Source organism: Clostridium sp. 7_2_43FAA, from assembly GCF_000158375.2.
GTDB classification, from domain to species: Bacteria; Bacillota; Clostridia; order Clostridiales; family Clostridiaceae; genus Clostridium; species Clostridium tertium.
Map to the genome: position 1 here is coordinate 768,253 of NZ_JH815222.1, position 14,092 is coordinate 782,344.

The 14,092-nt window shown below is 27.5% G+C and carries 16 protein-coding genes; 11 read left to right on the plus strand and 5 right to left on the minus strand.

The window, feature by feature from the left end:
• The first annotated feature begins 15 nt into the window (after positions 1-15).
• From dgoD to CSBG_RS05230, 6 genes are all read left to right on the plus strand, one after another.
• Positions 16-1,161: a galactonate dehydratase gene (dgoD, locus tag CSBG_RS05205; RefSeq protein WP_008677677.1), complete on the plus strand. Its 1,146-nt coding sequence runs from the start codon at positions 16-18 to the stop codon at positions 1,159-1,161.
• An 81-nt stretch (positions 1,162-1,242) separates the two neighbouring features.
• Positions 1,243-2,082, plus strand: a complete 840-nt coding sequence (locus CSBG_RS05210; protein WP_008677679.1) for a Cof-type HAD-IIB family hydrolase — start codon at positions 1,243-1,245, stop codon at positions 2,080-2,082.
• A 145-nt stretch (positions 2,083-2,227) separates the two neighbouring features.
• Positions 2,228-3,358, plus strand: a complete 1,131-nt coding sequence (locus CSBG_RS05215) for a glycerate kinase (RefSeq protein ID WP_008677681.1) — start codon at positions 2,228-2,230, stop codon at positions 3,356-3,358.
• 263 nt (positions 3,359-3,621) lie between these two features.
• Positions 3,622-5,349 (plus strand): ABC transporter ATP-binding protein, encoded by a 1,728-nt coding sequence (locus CSBG_RS05220; RefSeq protein ID WP_008677682.1) that lies wholly within the window; start codon positions 3,622-3,624, stop codon positions 5,347-5,349.
• Positions 5,349-7,133 carry an ABC transporter ATP-binding protein gene (locus CSBG_RS05225; RefSeq protein ID WP_008677684.1) on the plus strand — a complete coding sequence of 595 codons (1,785 nt, stop codon included), beginning with the start codon at positions 5,349-5,351 and terminating at the stop codon, positions 7,131-7,133. The genes CSBG_RS05220 and CSBG_RS05225 overlap by 1 nt, the downstream gene beginning before the upstream one ends.
• 80 nt (positions 7,134-7,213) lie before the next feature.
• A complete protein-coding gene (locus tag CSBG_RS05230) occupies positions 7,214-7,906 on the plus strand; it encodes a hypothetical protein (RefSeq protein WP_008677687.1) in 693 nt (230 codons plus the stop codon).
• A 116-nt stretch (positions 7,907-8,022) separates the two neighbouring features.
• Here the strand turns inward: CSBG_RS05230 and CSBG_RS05235 are convergent, their stop codons facing one another.
• The 3 genes from CSBG_RS05235 to CSBG_RS05245 all read right to left on the minus strand — a co-directional run bounded on the left by CSBG_RS05235 (position 8,023) and on the right by CSBG_RS05245 (position 9,469).
• The gene (locus CSBG_RS05235) at positions 8,023-8,658 is read right to left on the minus strand and encodes a methyl-accepting chemotaxis protein (RefSeq protein ID WP_035285061.1); all 636 of its coding nucleotides are present in this window, start codon (positions 8,656-8,658) and stop codon (positions 8,023-8,025) included.
• An 87-nt stretch (positions 8,659-8,745) separates the two neighbouring features.
• Positions 8,746-8,886: a hypothetical protein gene (locus CSBG_RS18195; RefSeq protein WP_156804376.1), complete on the minus strand. Its 141-nt coding sequence runs from the start codon at positions 8,884-8,886 to the stop codon at positions 8,746-8,748.
• A 16-nt stretch (positions 8,887-8,902) separates the two neighbouring features.
• A complete protein-coding gene (locus CSBG_RS05245) occupies positions 8,903-9,469 on the minus strand; it encodes a cache domain-containing protein (RefSeq protein ID WP_083854752.1) in 567 nt (188 codons plus the stop codon).
• A gap of 40 nt (positions 9,470-9,509) precedes the next feature.
• Between CSBG_RS05245 and CSBG_RS17895 the strand changes: the two genes are divergently transcribed.
• A complete protein-coding gene (locus tag CSBG_RS17895; protein ID WP_268875682.1) occupies positions 9,510-9,857 on the plus strand; it encodes an aminotransferase class I/II-fold pyridoxal phosphate-dependent enzyme in 348 nt (115 codons plus the stop codon).
• Positions 9,858-9,892: 35 nt separating this feature from the next.
• Entirely contained in the window at positions 9,893-10,135 is a 243-nt protein-coding gene (locus CSBG_RS05250; RefSeq protein WP_008677689.1) for a hypothetical protein, read from the plus strand.
• Positions 10,136-10,564: 429 nt separating this feature from the next.
• Here the strand turns inward: CSBG_RS05250 and CSBG_RS05255 are convergent, their stop codons facing one another.
• A complete protein-coding gene (locus CSBG_RS05255) occupies positions 10,565-11,080 on the minus strand; it encodes a DUF5698 domain-containing protein (protein ID WP_008677691.1) in 516 nt (171 codons plus the stop codon).
• A 294-nt stretch (positions 11,081-11,374) separates the two neighbouring features.
• Between CSBG_RS05255 and CSBG_RS18905 the strand changes: the two genes are divergently transcribed.
• Positions 11,375-11,503 (plus strand): hypothetical protein, encoded by a 129-nt coding sequence (locus tag CSBG_RS18905; protein ID WP_008677692.1) that lies wholly within the window; start codon positions 11,375-11,377, stop codon positions 11,501-11,503.
• A gap of 4 nt (positions 11,504-11,507) precedes the next feature.
• Complete coding sequence (locus CSBG_RS18200; RefSeq protein ID WP_008677694.1) at positions 11,508-11,678, plus strand: anti sigma factor C-terminal domain-containing protein; 171 nt, start codon at positions 11,508-11,510, stop codon at positions 11,676-11,678.
• 181 nt (positions 11,679-11,859) lie between these two features.
• Here CSBG_RS18200 and CSBG_RS05260 read toward each other — a convergent pair whose 3' ends face one another.
• The gene (locus tag CSBG_RS05260; RefSeq protein WP_008677695.1) at positions 11,860-12,180 is read right to left on the minus strand and encodes a hypothetical protein; all 321 of its coding nucleotides are present in this window, start codon (positions 12,178-12,180) and stop codon (positions 11,860-11,862) included.
• Positions 12,181-12,409: 229 nt separating this feature from the next.
• Here CSBG_RS05260 and cplR point away from each other — a divergent pair, with 229 nt between their 5' ends.
• Positions 12,410-14,050, plus strand: coding sequence for an ABC-F type ribosomal protection protein CplR (gene cplR / locus CSBG_RS05265; protein ID WP_008677696.1), 1,641 nt, complete (start codon positions 12,410-12,412; stop codon positions 14,048-14,050).
• Positions 14,051-14,092: the final 42 nt, after the last annotated feature.

Below are 14,092 nucleotides of genomic sequence, written 5' to 3' on the forward strand. Positions count from 1 at the left end.
GAAGGAGACTTTGTAATGAAAATAACAGAAATTAAAGTTTATACTGTAAAGCCAAGATGGATATTCATAAAGATTTCAACTGATGAAGGAATTGAAGGTTGGGGTGAAATGATATCTGGAACTAAAACAGATACAGTAGTAGCAGGTGCTTATGAATTAGGAAAAAGAATAATAGGAAGAAATCCATTTGAAATAGAAAGAATATGGCAAGAACTTCACAGATCATTCTTTAGAGGTGGTCCAATTAATGGAACAATAATTTCAGGAATAGAAATGGCTTTATGGGATATTAAAGGTAAAGCATTAAATGTTCCAATATATGAATTATTAGGTGGAGCAGCAAGAGATAGAATAATGGTATATTCATGGATAGGTGGAGATAGACCACAAGATGTTGCAAAAGAAGCTATTGATAGAAGAGATAGAGGGTTTAAAGCAATAAAAATGAATGCTACAGAAGAACTTCATTATATAGATTCATTTGAAAAGGTCCAAGCAGTAGTTGATAGGGTTAAATCTATAAGAGATGCTGTTGGATTTGATTTAAGTATAGGAGTTGACTTCCATGGACGTGTTCATAAGGGAATGGCTAAGGTTTTAGCAAAGGAATTAGAGCCTTATAAATTAATGTTCTTAGAAGAAGTTGTACTTCCAGAAAATGAAGAAGCATTTAGAGAAGTTGCTAATCATACTGCTACACCACTTGCAACAGGTGAAAGACTATATAGTAGATGGGACTTTAAAAACATATTAAAAGAAGGAGTTATTGATATAATTCAACCAGATATAGCTCTTTGCGGCGGAATATTAGAAACTAGAAAAATTGCAGCTATGGCAGAAGCATTTGATGTTGCTGTTGCACCTCATGCACCTTATGGGCCAATAGCTTTAGCAGCAACATTACAATTGGATGTTTGTACACCAAATGTATTTATACAAGAGCAAAGTTTAGGAATTCACTACAATAAAGGATTTGACTTACTTGATTTTGTAAAAAATAAAGAAATATTCCAATATAAAGATGGATATTTAGAATTGCCAACAAAGCCAGGTCTAGGTATAGAAATAGATGAAGAACTTGTAGAAAAAGTTTCTGCAGAAGGATTATACTGGACAAATCCTAGTTGGAAAAACTATGATGGAACAATAGCTGAATGGTAAAATAATAGTAAATGATCTGTATGAAACTTTTAAATCATGCAGATCATTTTATTTATATGAAAAAATAAGGGGGAGATGGGAATGAAGAAAAATGATTATAAACTTGTATGCATAGACTTAGATGGAACTCTATTAACAGATGACAAGAAAATTACAAATGAAAATATAGAAGCAATAAAGAAAGCTATTGATAGTGGAGTAAATATATGTATAGCTACAGGTAGAATTTATAAGTTTGTAGATCATATAAAAGATTTATTAGGGGTTAGTACTAAAGTAATAGCTTCAAATGGAGGCATAATTTTAACAGAGGATGGAAATTTAGAATTTAGAACATTAAGTTACGAGGAAATATTAAAATTGAAGGAATTAGTAAAAGACTATGATGTAGATATATATTTAAATACTGAAAATGAAATAATTTCTGAAAATAACATTCCAAATGAATATAGTTATAAAAAAATAAATAAGTATTTAGATAATAAGCATAAAGTAAATATAATTGAAAACTATCCATTTGAAAATTTAGCTCTAGATAATAAATATAAAATAGTTAAGGCAATTTGTATAAATAAGAATAATTTAGATGAAGTAAAAAGAGTGAGGACAATTCTGGAGGAGACGGAAGAGTTTGAAATATCTAGTGCAGAGCATCATTATTGCGAAATAAATAGTAAGGGTATTTCTAAAGGAAAAGCTGTGGAGGAATTGGTAAAGGAATTGGGTATAGATATTAAAGAGGTTATTTGTATTGGTGATGGTGGAAATGATATAGAAATGTTAAAAAGAGCAGGTATGGCTGTAGCAATGAAAAATGGAATGGATGAGGTAAAAGCTATGGCAGATTATATTACAGAAGATAATAATAACAGTGGAGTTGCAAAGGCTATTAATAAATTAATTTTAGCCGATTTAAATTAATAATAACTTATTTTCTTATGGAAATATTACTAATGGTATAGAAACTATACCATATGAATCAATAATTTGATTAATATTAACTTCAGTTTCTCCGATAATATTTGATATAATACTATGAGGATAGTTGAATGGAGAGATGAATTATATGAAGTTTATATTGGCCCCGGATTCGTTTAAAGAAAGTATGACGTCAAAAGATGCTTGTAATGCTATGGAAAGAGGAATTAAAAAAGTAATTAAAGATGCCATATGCATAAAGGTTCCTATGGCGGATGGAGGAGAAGGAACTGTTGAAGCTTTAGTTGAGGCAACTGAAGGAAGATTTGTAAGTGCAGTAGTTACTGATCCTCTTGGACATAGAAAGATAAATGCTACTTATGGAATATTAGGAAATGGTGAAAAAGCAATTATTGAAATGGCAAGTGCAAGTGGTATTCATCTTGTTGAAGGAAAGAATAGGAATCCTTTAATTACAACTACATATGGTACAGGTGAGTTAATATTAGATGCTATAAATAGGGGAATAAAGCATATAATAATTGGAATTGGGGGAAGTGCTACTAATGATGGTGGTGCTGGAATGATTCAAGCTTTAGGAGCTCATTTATTAGATAAAGAGGGTAAGGAACTAAATTTTGGTGGTAGTGAGTTAATTAAATTAAATACTATAGATTTAACTAATTTTGATAAGCGACTAAATGATGTTATATTTGAGGTTGCTTGCGATGTAAACAATCCGCTTATAGGAGAAAATGGTGCTTCAAGAATATTTGGTCCTCAAAAGGGAGCAACAGAAGATATGATTATACAATTAGATGAAGCGTTAGCTAACTACGCAGAAGTAATTAAAAGAGAACTTGGAATTGATGTAGCAAATGTTGAAGGGGCTGGTGCTGCAGGTGGAGTTGGGGCAGCATTACTTGCTTTTTTTAATGGAAGACTTAAAAGTGGGATAGAGTTAATAATAAAGCATACTGATTTAGAAAATAAGATTAAAGAAGCTGATTTTGTATTTACTGGAGAAGGTTCAATAGATAGCCAAACTATCTTTGGAAAAACTCCTATGGGAGTAGCATCTGTGGCTAAAAAAAGTGGAGTAAAAACAATTGCTTTTGCAGGAAAGATTGGTGAAGGAGCAGAAAATCTTTATGATATAGGAATAAACTCAATTTTTGGTATTATAAGAGGTGTATGTTCTTTGGAGGAAGCTCTTAAAAATGGAGAAATTAATCTTGAAAAAACTGTTGAGAATGTAGTTAGAACTTTAATTTTATAATATTAAAAGTTAAAAAAAGCATAACTATTTAAAATATTAGTTATGCTTTTTTGATTTAAAATTATTTTTGGATTTAAGATTAATATAATGTAGAAGAAAGTAAGGAGTATTGGGAAAAATGTGGAATTTTTATTTAAGCTATGTTATAATGTACTGAAAAATTGCATATGGGTATTAAATGAATGAAATAATAGTAATATTCTAATTATTTCATTTTTATTTATATTGAAAAGAATTAAAAGAAAAGGAGTGAACACGCAGCAATGAAATTATTATTAAAGTATTTAAAAAATTATAAGGCGCTTCTTATACTAAATATTATATCTGTCTTTGGCTTTGCATTAGTTGAATTAGGAATACCAACTATAATGGCAAAAGTTATAGACAAAGGGATAGTAAATAGTGACATTAATTATGTAAAAAGAATGGGGATAATTATTTCAATTATTTCGGTTATTGGAGTTCTTGGAACAATACTTTTAGGATTTTGTTCATCAAGAATTTCTACAGGTATAACAAGAGATATTAGAAATGATATTTTTAAAAAGTCACAAGAATTTTCACATACGGAGTATGATAAGTTTGGAGTATCATCAATGATAACGAGAACTACAAATGATGCATTTGTACTTCTACAATTCACCAATACTCTTTTAAGAACAGCATTATTAACTCCAGTAATGTTTATAGTAAGTTTAATAATGATTCTTAAAACAAGTCCTTCATTATCTGTAGTCCTAGCCATAACTATTCCATTTATAATACTTGGAGTTATAGTTATAGCAAAGATATCTGAGCCATTATCAGAAACTCAACAAAGGAGACTAGATAAGCTAAACAGAATATCAAGAGAAAACTTAACAGGAATAAGAGTTATAAGGGCTTTTGGAAATGATAATTATGAAGGAAAAAGATTTGATGAAACTAATGAATTATATGCACAAGTTTCTAAAAAGCTTCATAAGCTCATGGCTATATCTCAGCCAATGTTCTTCTTCCTATTAAATTTAGCAATTATAGCAATATTTTGGGTATCAAGTAAAATGATAAATGTAGGAACTCTTCAAGTAGGACAATTAGTAGCATTTATTGAGTATTTATTTCATGCCATGTTTTCAATTATGTTATTTTCAATGGTATTTATAATGTATCCTAAAGCACAAGTTTCAGCTAATAGAATTAAGGAAATATTAGATGAAGATCCTATAATAAAGAGTCCAGAAAATGGAGTTAAAGATACAGAAATTAAAGGATTAGTAGAATTTGATAATGTATCGTTTGTATATCCAAATGGAGAAGAAGCAGTACTTAAAGATATTTCTTTTACTGCTAAAAAGGGTGAAACAATTGCTTTTATAGGAAGTACAGGGAGTGGAAAAAGTACATTAATAAATCTTATTCCAAGATTTTATGATGTTACGAAAGGTAGCATCAAAATAGATGGAGTAGATGTAAGAGATTATGAGTTAAAGGCATTACGTAAAAAAATTGGATTTATACCACAAAAGACGCTTTTATTTACTGGTAGTATAGCAAGTAATATTAAGTTTGGTAAGAAAAATGCAGATACTGGAGAAGTTGAATATTCTGCAAAGGTTGCACAAGCTTATGATTTCATTTCACGTAAACCTAAAAAATTTGATGAAGTAATAAGTGAAGGTGGATCAAATGTATCAGGAGGACAAAAGCAAAGACTTTCAATAGCTAGAGCAATAGTTAGAAAACCAGAAATATATATATTTGATGATAGTTTTTCAGCTTTAGATTTTAAAACAGACGCTATTTTAAGAAAGAGACTTAAATCAGAAACTAAGGAGTCAGTAGTGCTAATAGTAGCACAAAGAATCGGTTCAATAATGGATGCTGATAAAATAGTAGTATTAAATGAAGGAGAAGTAGTAGGTATTGGAACTCATAAAGAATTACTTAAGACTTGTGAAATTTATCATGAAATAGCATCATCACAACTTACAGAGGAGGAACTTGCATAATGAATAGATTTAAAGCAGTAGTGAAGAAAATTACTCCTTTTGTAAATAAATATAAATGGTCATTCTGTGGAGCAATACTATTTATAGTATCAGCAGCAATATTCACAGCATTAGCTCCAAGAACAGAAGGTTTAATTATTACACAATTGACTAAGGATTTTGAAGCTATTATAAAAGGAGTTCAAGGAGCTTCAGTTAATTTTAACTATATTATAAAAATTTTAATTTTGTTATTCCTTGTTTATATAGGTAGTGCAGGATCTACATTTATAGCTAGTTTCTTATTAACCAATGCAATCCAAAATACAATGAAGGATATAAGAAATACAGTACAAAAGAAAATAAGTAAGCTACCTATAAAGTATTTTGATGGTAATAGTTATGGAGATGTATTAAGTCGTATTACAAATGATGTAGATACTATTTCCAATGCTTTGCAACAAAGTTTTGTTCAAGTAGTTAATGCATTTTTATCATTAAGCTTAGCACTTATAATGATGTATTCGATAAATGTAAAACTTGCACTTTTAGCAACTATTATAATTCCATTAAGTATTTTAATTACAAAGATTATAGTAAATAAATCACAGAACTTATTTAATAAACAACAAAAAGCTTTAGGAAAACTTAATGGTAAAGTACAAGAAATGTATACTGGTTTTAATGAAATTAAATTATATGGAAAGCAAGAAGATGCAATAAAAGAGTTTATGGATGTAAATGAAGAACTTAGAGCCACAGGATTTAAGGCACAATTTATATCAAGTATAATGTCACCATTGGTTGGACTTGTTAGCTATTTGGGAATTGCAGCAGTTGGAGTAACAGGAGCTATAACAGCAATAGCAGGAGGAATAACAGTAGGTAACCTTCAAGCATTTATACGTTATATATGGCAAATAAATCAACCTTTATCACAAGTAACTCAGTTATCATCAGCAATACAATCAGCAGTTGCAGCAGCTCATAGAGTATTCGAATTCTTAGATGAAGAAGAAGAAATAAAGGATATAGAAAAAGCTGTAAAACTTGATAGTCCAAAAGGAAATGTAACTTTTGAACATGTAAGATTTGGATATAATGACGATAAGATTTTAATAGAAGATTTAAGTGCAGAAGTTAAAAGTGGCCAAATGGTTGCAATAGTTGGACCAACAGGTGCTGGAAAAACTACATTAATTAATCTCTTAATGAGATTTTATGAAATTAAAGGTGGATCAATAAAAATAGATGGCGTAGATATAAGGGATATGAAACGAGAGGATTTACGTTCAATATTTGGAATGGTGCTTCAAGATACTTGGTTATTTAACGGAACTATATATGATAACATAGAGTATGGAAGATTTGGAGCAACAAAAGCAGAAATAGTAGAAGCAGCTAAAATAGCTAATGTTCATCATTTTATAAAAACTCTTCCTGATGGATATAACATGTTCTTAAATGAAGAGGCATCTAATATTTCACAAGGTGAAAAACAACTTTTAACAATAGCTAGAGCAATACTTAAAGATCCAGCTATATTGATCTTAGATGAAGCAACAAGTTCTGTAGATACAAGGTTAGAATTATTACTTCAAAAAGCTATGAGAAATATAATGAAGGGAAGAACTAGCTTTGTAATAGCTCATAGACTATCAACAATAAGAAGTGCTGATTTAATATTAGTTATAAATGATGGTAATATAATTGAACAAGGAACACATGAAGAATTAATGAAAAAAGGTGGCTTCTATGAAAAATTATATAACAGTCAATTCGCTGATAAAGAAGCATCAAATTAATAACTACAAATTATTAGTATCTTATAATAAATAAGTGCATATTTTATATTATAAATAATTATGCCTTTAGGAGTAGGATATTGAAATCTAAAAAGACCTACAATAGTAAAAAGTATAAAAATCAGTGTTCTGCTTCAAGAGAAGGAAGTGGTTTTGAGAGAGCTTATTCTTCAGAATCAAAAAAGAGTTATGAAGTAGAAAATAAAAGAAGTAGAATAAATAAAAATAAACAAGGCATTCATGATAGGCATACTATTAAAGATAGATCAGGTAATAAAAAAATAAGAGTTAAAGATAAGGATAGAATAGCAGAAGATATTAAAAATGATACAGAAGCAGAAGTAAAGAATAATAATGAAGAAGAAAGTAATGATTCTCAAAATAATGCAAATGTACCTAATAGAGATGAGTTAATATCTCAATTAGGTACATTGAATTTATCTATAGATACATTATATATTATAATATTAGCTACACTTTTAAACCTTTATTATTTATATAGTTTAAGGGCAGGAGTTTCAGATCAATTATTTGACACAAATGAATCTGAAAATTTTATTGATACAAAGAATTTTCCTAGAATAACAAATGCAATGTTTCTTTATTCTACAGGAGTATTTTTAAATATTAACTATAGAGGCTTAGAGGAGGCAAGGAGAGCAAGTAGAGAAACTAATGATAAAAGAGCTGTAATTAGAGCTTGGAAATCTTTTTTAGCTAGTTTATTAATTTTCATTGCAACTGCTATAAGTAGAGATAATTTAGAATTGTAATATAAAAAAGAGCCGTAATATTGAAGTGCACCTTAGATATAAATATTTAACATCTAAGGTACAAATCATATATACGGTTCTTATCATTTATATATAAACTTAAATAGAAATTTTTATTAATCTATTTTAAACTTATTAAGTTTATATAATATTGACTTAGTTAATATACTTAAATTTTCAGCTGAATCAGCAACTCTCTCACTTGAGGTAGATAATTCACTTGATGAAGTTTTACTTTCTTCAGCTAGTTTTCTTATTTCATCAGCAACAACTACAAATCTTTTTCCAGCCTCCCCAGATCTGGAAGCTTCAATAGCAGCATTTAAAGCAAGAAGATTAGTTTGTTCAGAAAGAGAGTTTACTACGTCAGTTATTGATGTAATGCTATTTATATTTTCCTTCATGCTTGAAATAGTATCACTAAATATTTTGAAGTTCTTCTCTAAGGATTTCATAGTTAATACTAGTTCACCTATATCTTCATTAGATGAAGTAGATTTATTATTAATATTAGTTACCATAGTATTAATGTTAGAAATAGATGTAATTATGGAAGTTAAATTAGCATCAAATGTATCCATATCAGCTGTAATATTAGAAAGTTGATTAGCTTGGCTATATGTTCCTTGTGAACTTTCCTTTGTAGCAGCAATAATATTTTTACATGAAGTTAAATAATCCTCAGATATATTAGTTAGGCTTAATGATTCTTCTTCTAAAGTATTTGATAAATCTTTGATGGAAGAAATCATATCTTTTAGTGAATCTTGTGATTTATCTATTGAAGAAAGTCTTTCTCCTATTTCATATGTTTTATTTAATTCTTTATTAGGTAATACTTATGAGAAGTCACCTTTTGCAAAATTTGAAATTATACTAGAAGCTAATTTTAATCTTTTACTAAGTTTATTAGAGAATCTGTAAGCTAGTATCATTGCGATAACTAGTGATATAATTCCAATAGTAATAACTATTACCATAAATAGATCATTACTATCAACCCATAAGGCCTACTGAGCAATTAAGTTCAGGAATACTATAGTAAGAAATTACTCTTTTATCACCATTAAATTTATATTCACCATATCCATTTTCACCAGCTTTCATTTTTTCAAAGTTTTTAGCTAGTTCTGATAATTCAGTATTTGTTTTAGCTATTTCAATTACATTTTCTCCCTCTTGGACTCTTTTATAATCATAATGACCTATCGTTGTACCATTACCATCTATTAAGCAGGTTTTTACTGTTTTTCTAAATGTTATTGTGCTTATTTTATCTGATACTTCTTTAGCATCTCTAGCAAAAGATAATACCCATACTATTTGATCATTATTTTTTATTGGGGCAGAATAAGTCATTAGAGTTTTTTTAGTAGTTTTATCAGTCAATGGGCTACTAACTGTTGAAGTACCAGACATAGCCGTTTTAAAATAGTCTCTATCAGAAATAGTAACAGTTTGTCCACCACTATTTAAGCCGTTTCCAGATTTATCAGCAATTAATATTCTATCTAAATTATATTGATATATATATCCATTAAGAGATACTAAATTTTTTTGAATATCTGAATATTAAGATATAATAAATGAAAATACAAGATTAATTTGGATATCTAATCTTCATAATCCAACTGGAACACTTTTAAATGATGAAGATATAGTATCATTTTTAGAAAAAGTTCCTTCATATGTTAAAGTAGTTTTAGACGAAGCGTATATAGAATTTTTAGAAAAGGATCCATTAGATTCTTTAAAGATTTATAAAGAGTTTTCTAATGTAATAATATTAAGAACTTTATCAAAAGCATACGGGTTAGTTGGAGTGAGAGTAGGATATGGAATAGCTAGATCAAGCATAATTGATGAATTTAAGTTTGTTATTGGACCTTTTGACTTAAATTCATATGCTCAAAATTTAGCAGTTAGAGTTATAAAGGAAAAGAGTATGTAGAACAAGTAAGGATTAAAAATAAAGAAGCACTTCATATGTACGAAACTACCTTTAAAGAACTTAACATAGAATATATTAAATCATATGTATCTTTTATTATGTTCAAATTAGGAGAGAAAGCAAGTGAGTTAGTAGATTTCCTACAAAGAAATAGAATAATAGTAAAAGACGGAAAACTAATCGGCATGAACGGGTTCGTTAGAATTTCAATGGGAACTGAAGAACAAAATAGGATAGTTATAGATAATATAAAGAAGTTTTTAACGCATAATTATTAAATAGAGAGATTAAAAAGTTAATAATTTTAGAAAATAAAAGGAAAGCTATTTGTTTCATAGCTTTCCTTTTATAATTAATATGAGAATCCTTGATTATATGAAGAAGCATTATTATCTTTTTGCAAAATAATATCTAATGTTAATTGAGTAGAAGCATCTTCACTAGGTAATGATAGAATTTGAGATAAAGAATATCCATCTTTTTAATGCATATTAATTAAGTCAATGTAGGAATCAATTTCTTTTCCATCATAGTAAAATTTATAGTTTATCATGTTTACTTTTAGTATTTTATATTTCATATAGCGCCAGCCTATTTTTATAAATTTATAAATATTATATATTAAGTGGAAATGAATTTATATATAATTATTATAAATTATAACAAATTATCAAAATATCAACTGTAAAAATCGGAATATACAAATACTATCTTTTCATATGCCTAGTAATATATCCACCTTTAAATTGAGTAGGCTCATAAGAAACTATAAAAGCATTTTTTTCCATAGACTGAATTATAGAAATAACTTCACTTTCTCTACTTCTATGAGATACAATTTCAAGTCTATATCTTTTTTCTTTATTAATTCCTTCTCCATTATAAGTAGTTACTCCAAAATTTAAACTTCTTAATTTATCAATTAATTCTTGATTGTAACTAGTTAAATTTACATGAATAGTTCTATATCCAATAGCAAGTTTTTCTTCTATTAAACCTCCTAGATATATTCCAATACCATATCCCAGTATATAAGCACCTATATTAAGGATATTACTTAAGTCAGAAAAAACAATACCTAAGCTTACTATATAAATTATAGCTTCAAGGAAAGCAAACATTGAAGCTTGAGCTTTCTTACCTTTAACAACAAATGTAGTTCTTAATGTTAAAAGTGGAACATAGACAAGTTGTAAAATAAATATGGTTAATGCATTTAGCAATTTAATACCTCCTTTTCATTGAAATTTAAATTTCCTATATTATAAATCAACAATATATTTATTTCATGTAAGAAAATGTTAGTTATATATAACATAAGAAAGTTTTAAAGAGAATAAAGGAGATAACAGTTTATTTTAGAATTAATTATATTAGGAATTGAAGTCATAATAAATTATTTAGATAGTAAGTTAAAAATGTTTTTGAAGCTTAATTAAAAATTTATTTTATATGTACACATTTTACTATTTTAATTGTCTTATTTAAGAAAGGGTTAGAATACTAAAGGAGGAAATATGGACAAAGATTTTATTATAAATTTATATAAAAAGCAATTTAATGTTATATGTCTGTATTTGGTAAAAAGTGGATGTAAAATCAATGATGCAGAAGACATAGTTCATGATAGCTTTATAAAGGCCTAGGATAGTGAATAAAACTTTATATAATGAAATAATGGAAAGAGGAAAAACTTCATCTGAAGATGCAAAAATTTTAGGAGTAGTAGTTCATGGGACAAAGGAAGAATTGATTGAACTTATAAATAATCCTTTAATAAAAGCAACATCATTTGGTGTTATTACAGATCCGATATATTAATTGTAAAGTTATATTTTAATTAAAGTTATCTAATTTAAGATTCATTTTTTAAAAATTTGGGTAGCATATTTTATAAAATATTAAAGAGTTATGATTAATGGATTTATACTCTTAATAGGAATATATTAAAAGGTAAAAATGGCTAGATTTAAAATAAATCTAGCCATTTGAATTTATATTATTAAGCTTTTATCCAATCTACAACACCAGGAGTTAGTGATGCAACATCATCCTTGTCAACCTTAGTTACAAAAAGCAGATCATTAGGTTGTAAGAATGCTTTAATCTTTTCTGAAATTTCATTAGCTGAAACATCAGTTTTAAGTAAATAGCTATCAGGCATAAAATTAGCCCAAGCTCCAAGTGATTTTATTGTTGCAATTATATCATAGTCATCACGATGATGGTGATGATGTTCGTGATCATGATTGTGATCGTGAGAATCACAACCACATGAATGAGAATCTTCACTTAAATAAAATGTTATTGCATAAACTGTCATATTTACCACCTCAAATTAGTATTTTTTATAATAATAATATATATCTTGTCCAAAAGCTAGTAATATTATTAAATAATTTTATTTAAAGAATAAAATTAAATAATTATAGTAGAATACATTTAATTGATAAATCAAATAATATTATAAAAGATTAATTTAAGAGGGATAGTTGTAAAGTATAATTTTTGCAACATCCTTCTTTTATATTTTTATTGATGGAGGCTTTAATATGCAACTTGGAAGTATTAATAATTTAAAGAAGTATTATAGTGATAGATTATTACTTGATATAGATAAATTTGAAATAATGGAAGGCGATAGAATAGGAGTAGTAGGAGAAAATGGAGCAGGAAAAACAACTTTAATAAAAATATTAATGGGAGAAGTAAAAGCTGATGAAGGAACTACTTATATTACAGATAGTTATTCTTATATTAGTCAAAGAGAAGAGTGGTGCAAAATTGACGGGGAGGGGAAATTAAAAGGTATGCTTCATGTTCCAGATGAATATGATGATTACTTATCTGGAGGGGAAAAGGTTAAAATGAGGATAGTCAAGGCTTTTGAAGAAAATAGTAGTCTTATAATAGCAGATGAACCTACTTCTAATTTAGATGTTGAAAGCGTTAAGCTTTTAAATAAAATGTTTAAGAAGTATAAGGGAGCATTGCTTATTGTTTCTCATGATAGAAATTTTTTGGATGATTTATGTAATAAGATTGTTGAAATTGAAGAGGGAAAGCTGACTATATATAGTGGAAATTATAGCGATTATCTTAATCAAAAAGAAGAAAATAGAAAAGTTAATGAAAGAGAATATAATAAATATATTCATGAAAAATCTAGATTAGAAAAAGCCATATCAGAAAAGGAAGTATTAAGAGATAGAATTAAAAAAGCTCCCAAAGGAATGGGACCATCAGAAGCTAAAACTATAAAAATGGGTGATCAAAGAGGAAAGAAGAATATAGATAATAATATAAAATCAATTAAAAGCAGAATAAATCAGTTAGAGGTTAAAGAAAAACCAAAAGATACAAAGAAAACTATAATTAACATTGTACCAAGTATGAAGCTGAATTCTAAAGTTCCCATTGAAATAGAGGATTCAAAAATTTATGTGAAAGATAAATTATTAATAGATGATGTTAATTTAAAAATAAAACAAGGAAGAAAAATTGCTTTAATAGGGGAAAATGGTTGTGGAAAAACAACTTTATTAAAATATATAATTAGTGGAAATAGTGATAAAGTTAAGATTTTGAGTAATGTAAAAATAGGATATTTTGATCAAGGTCAAGGTAATTTAAAGGATGATAAGACTATTTTAGAAAATATAAAAGAAGATTCATCTTATGATGAAACTTTTATAAGAATTAATTTAAGTGAATTTGGATTTAAAGATAAAAGTGTATATAAAAAAGTCGCTGATTTAAGTGGAGGAGAAAGGGTAAAGGTAGGGCTATGTAAGGTGATCTTATCAGATAATAATATATTAATACTAGATGAACCAACCAATTATTTAGATATTAAATCTATAGAGGCATTAGAAAATGCTTTAGTAAATACTGATAAGACTATTATTTTAGTATCTCATGACATAAGATTTGTTTCAAATATATGTGATTATATTATTGAAATTAAAGAAAATAAACTACATGAATTTGATGGAGGTTATAGCTTCTATTTAGATCATAAAAATATTGATAGTGTTGATATTAATAAAAAGAAGTGTGAAGAGGAATTGCTAGTTTTAAAAAATAGATTAACAGAGGTTATTTCACTATTATCATTAGAAACAAATAAAGTTAAAAAAGAAGAATTGGATTTAGAATATAAAAATTTACTGGATAGAATTAAAAATGTATAACAATAATACATAAAAAACTATATGAAAAATTGTATTGTTATT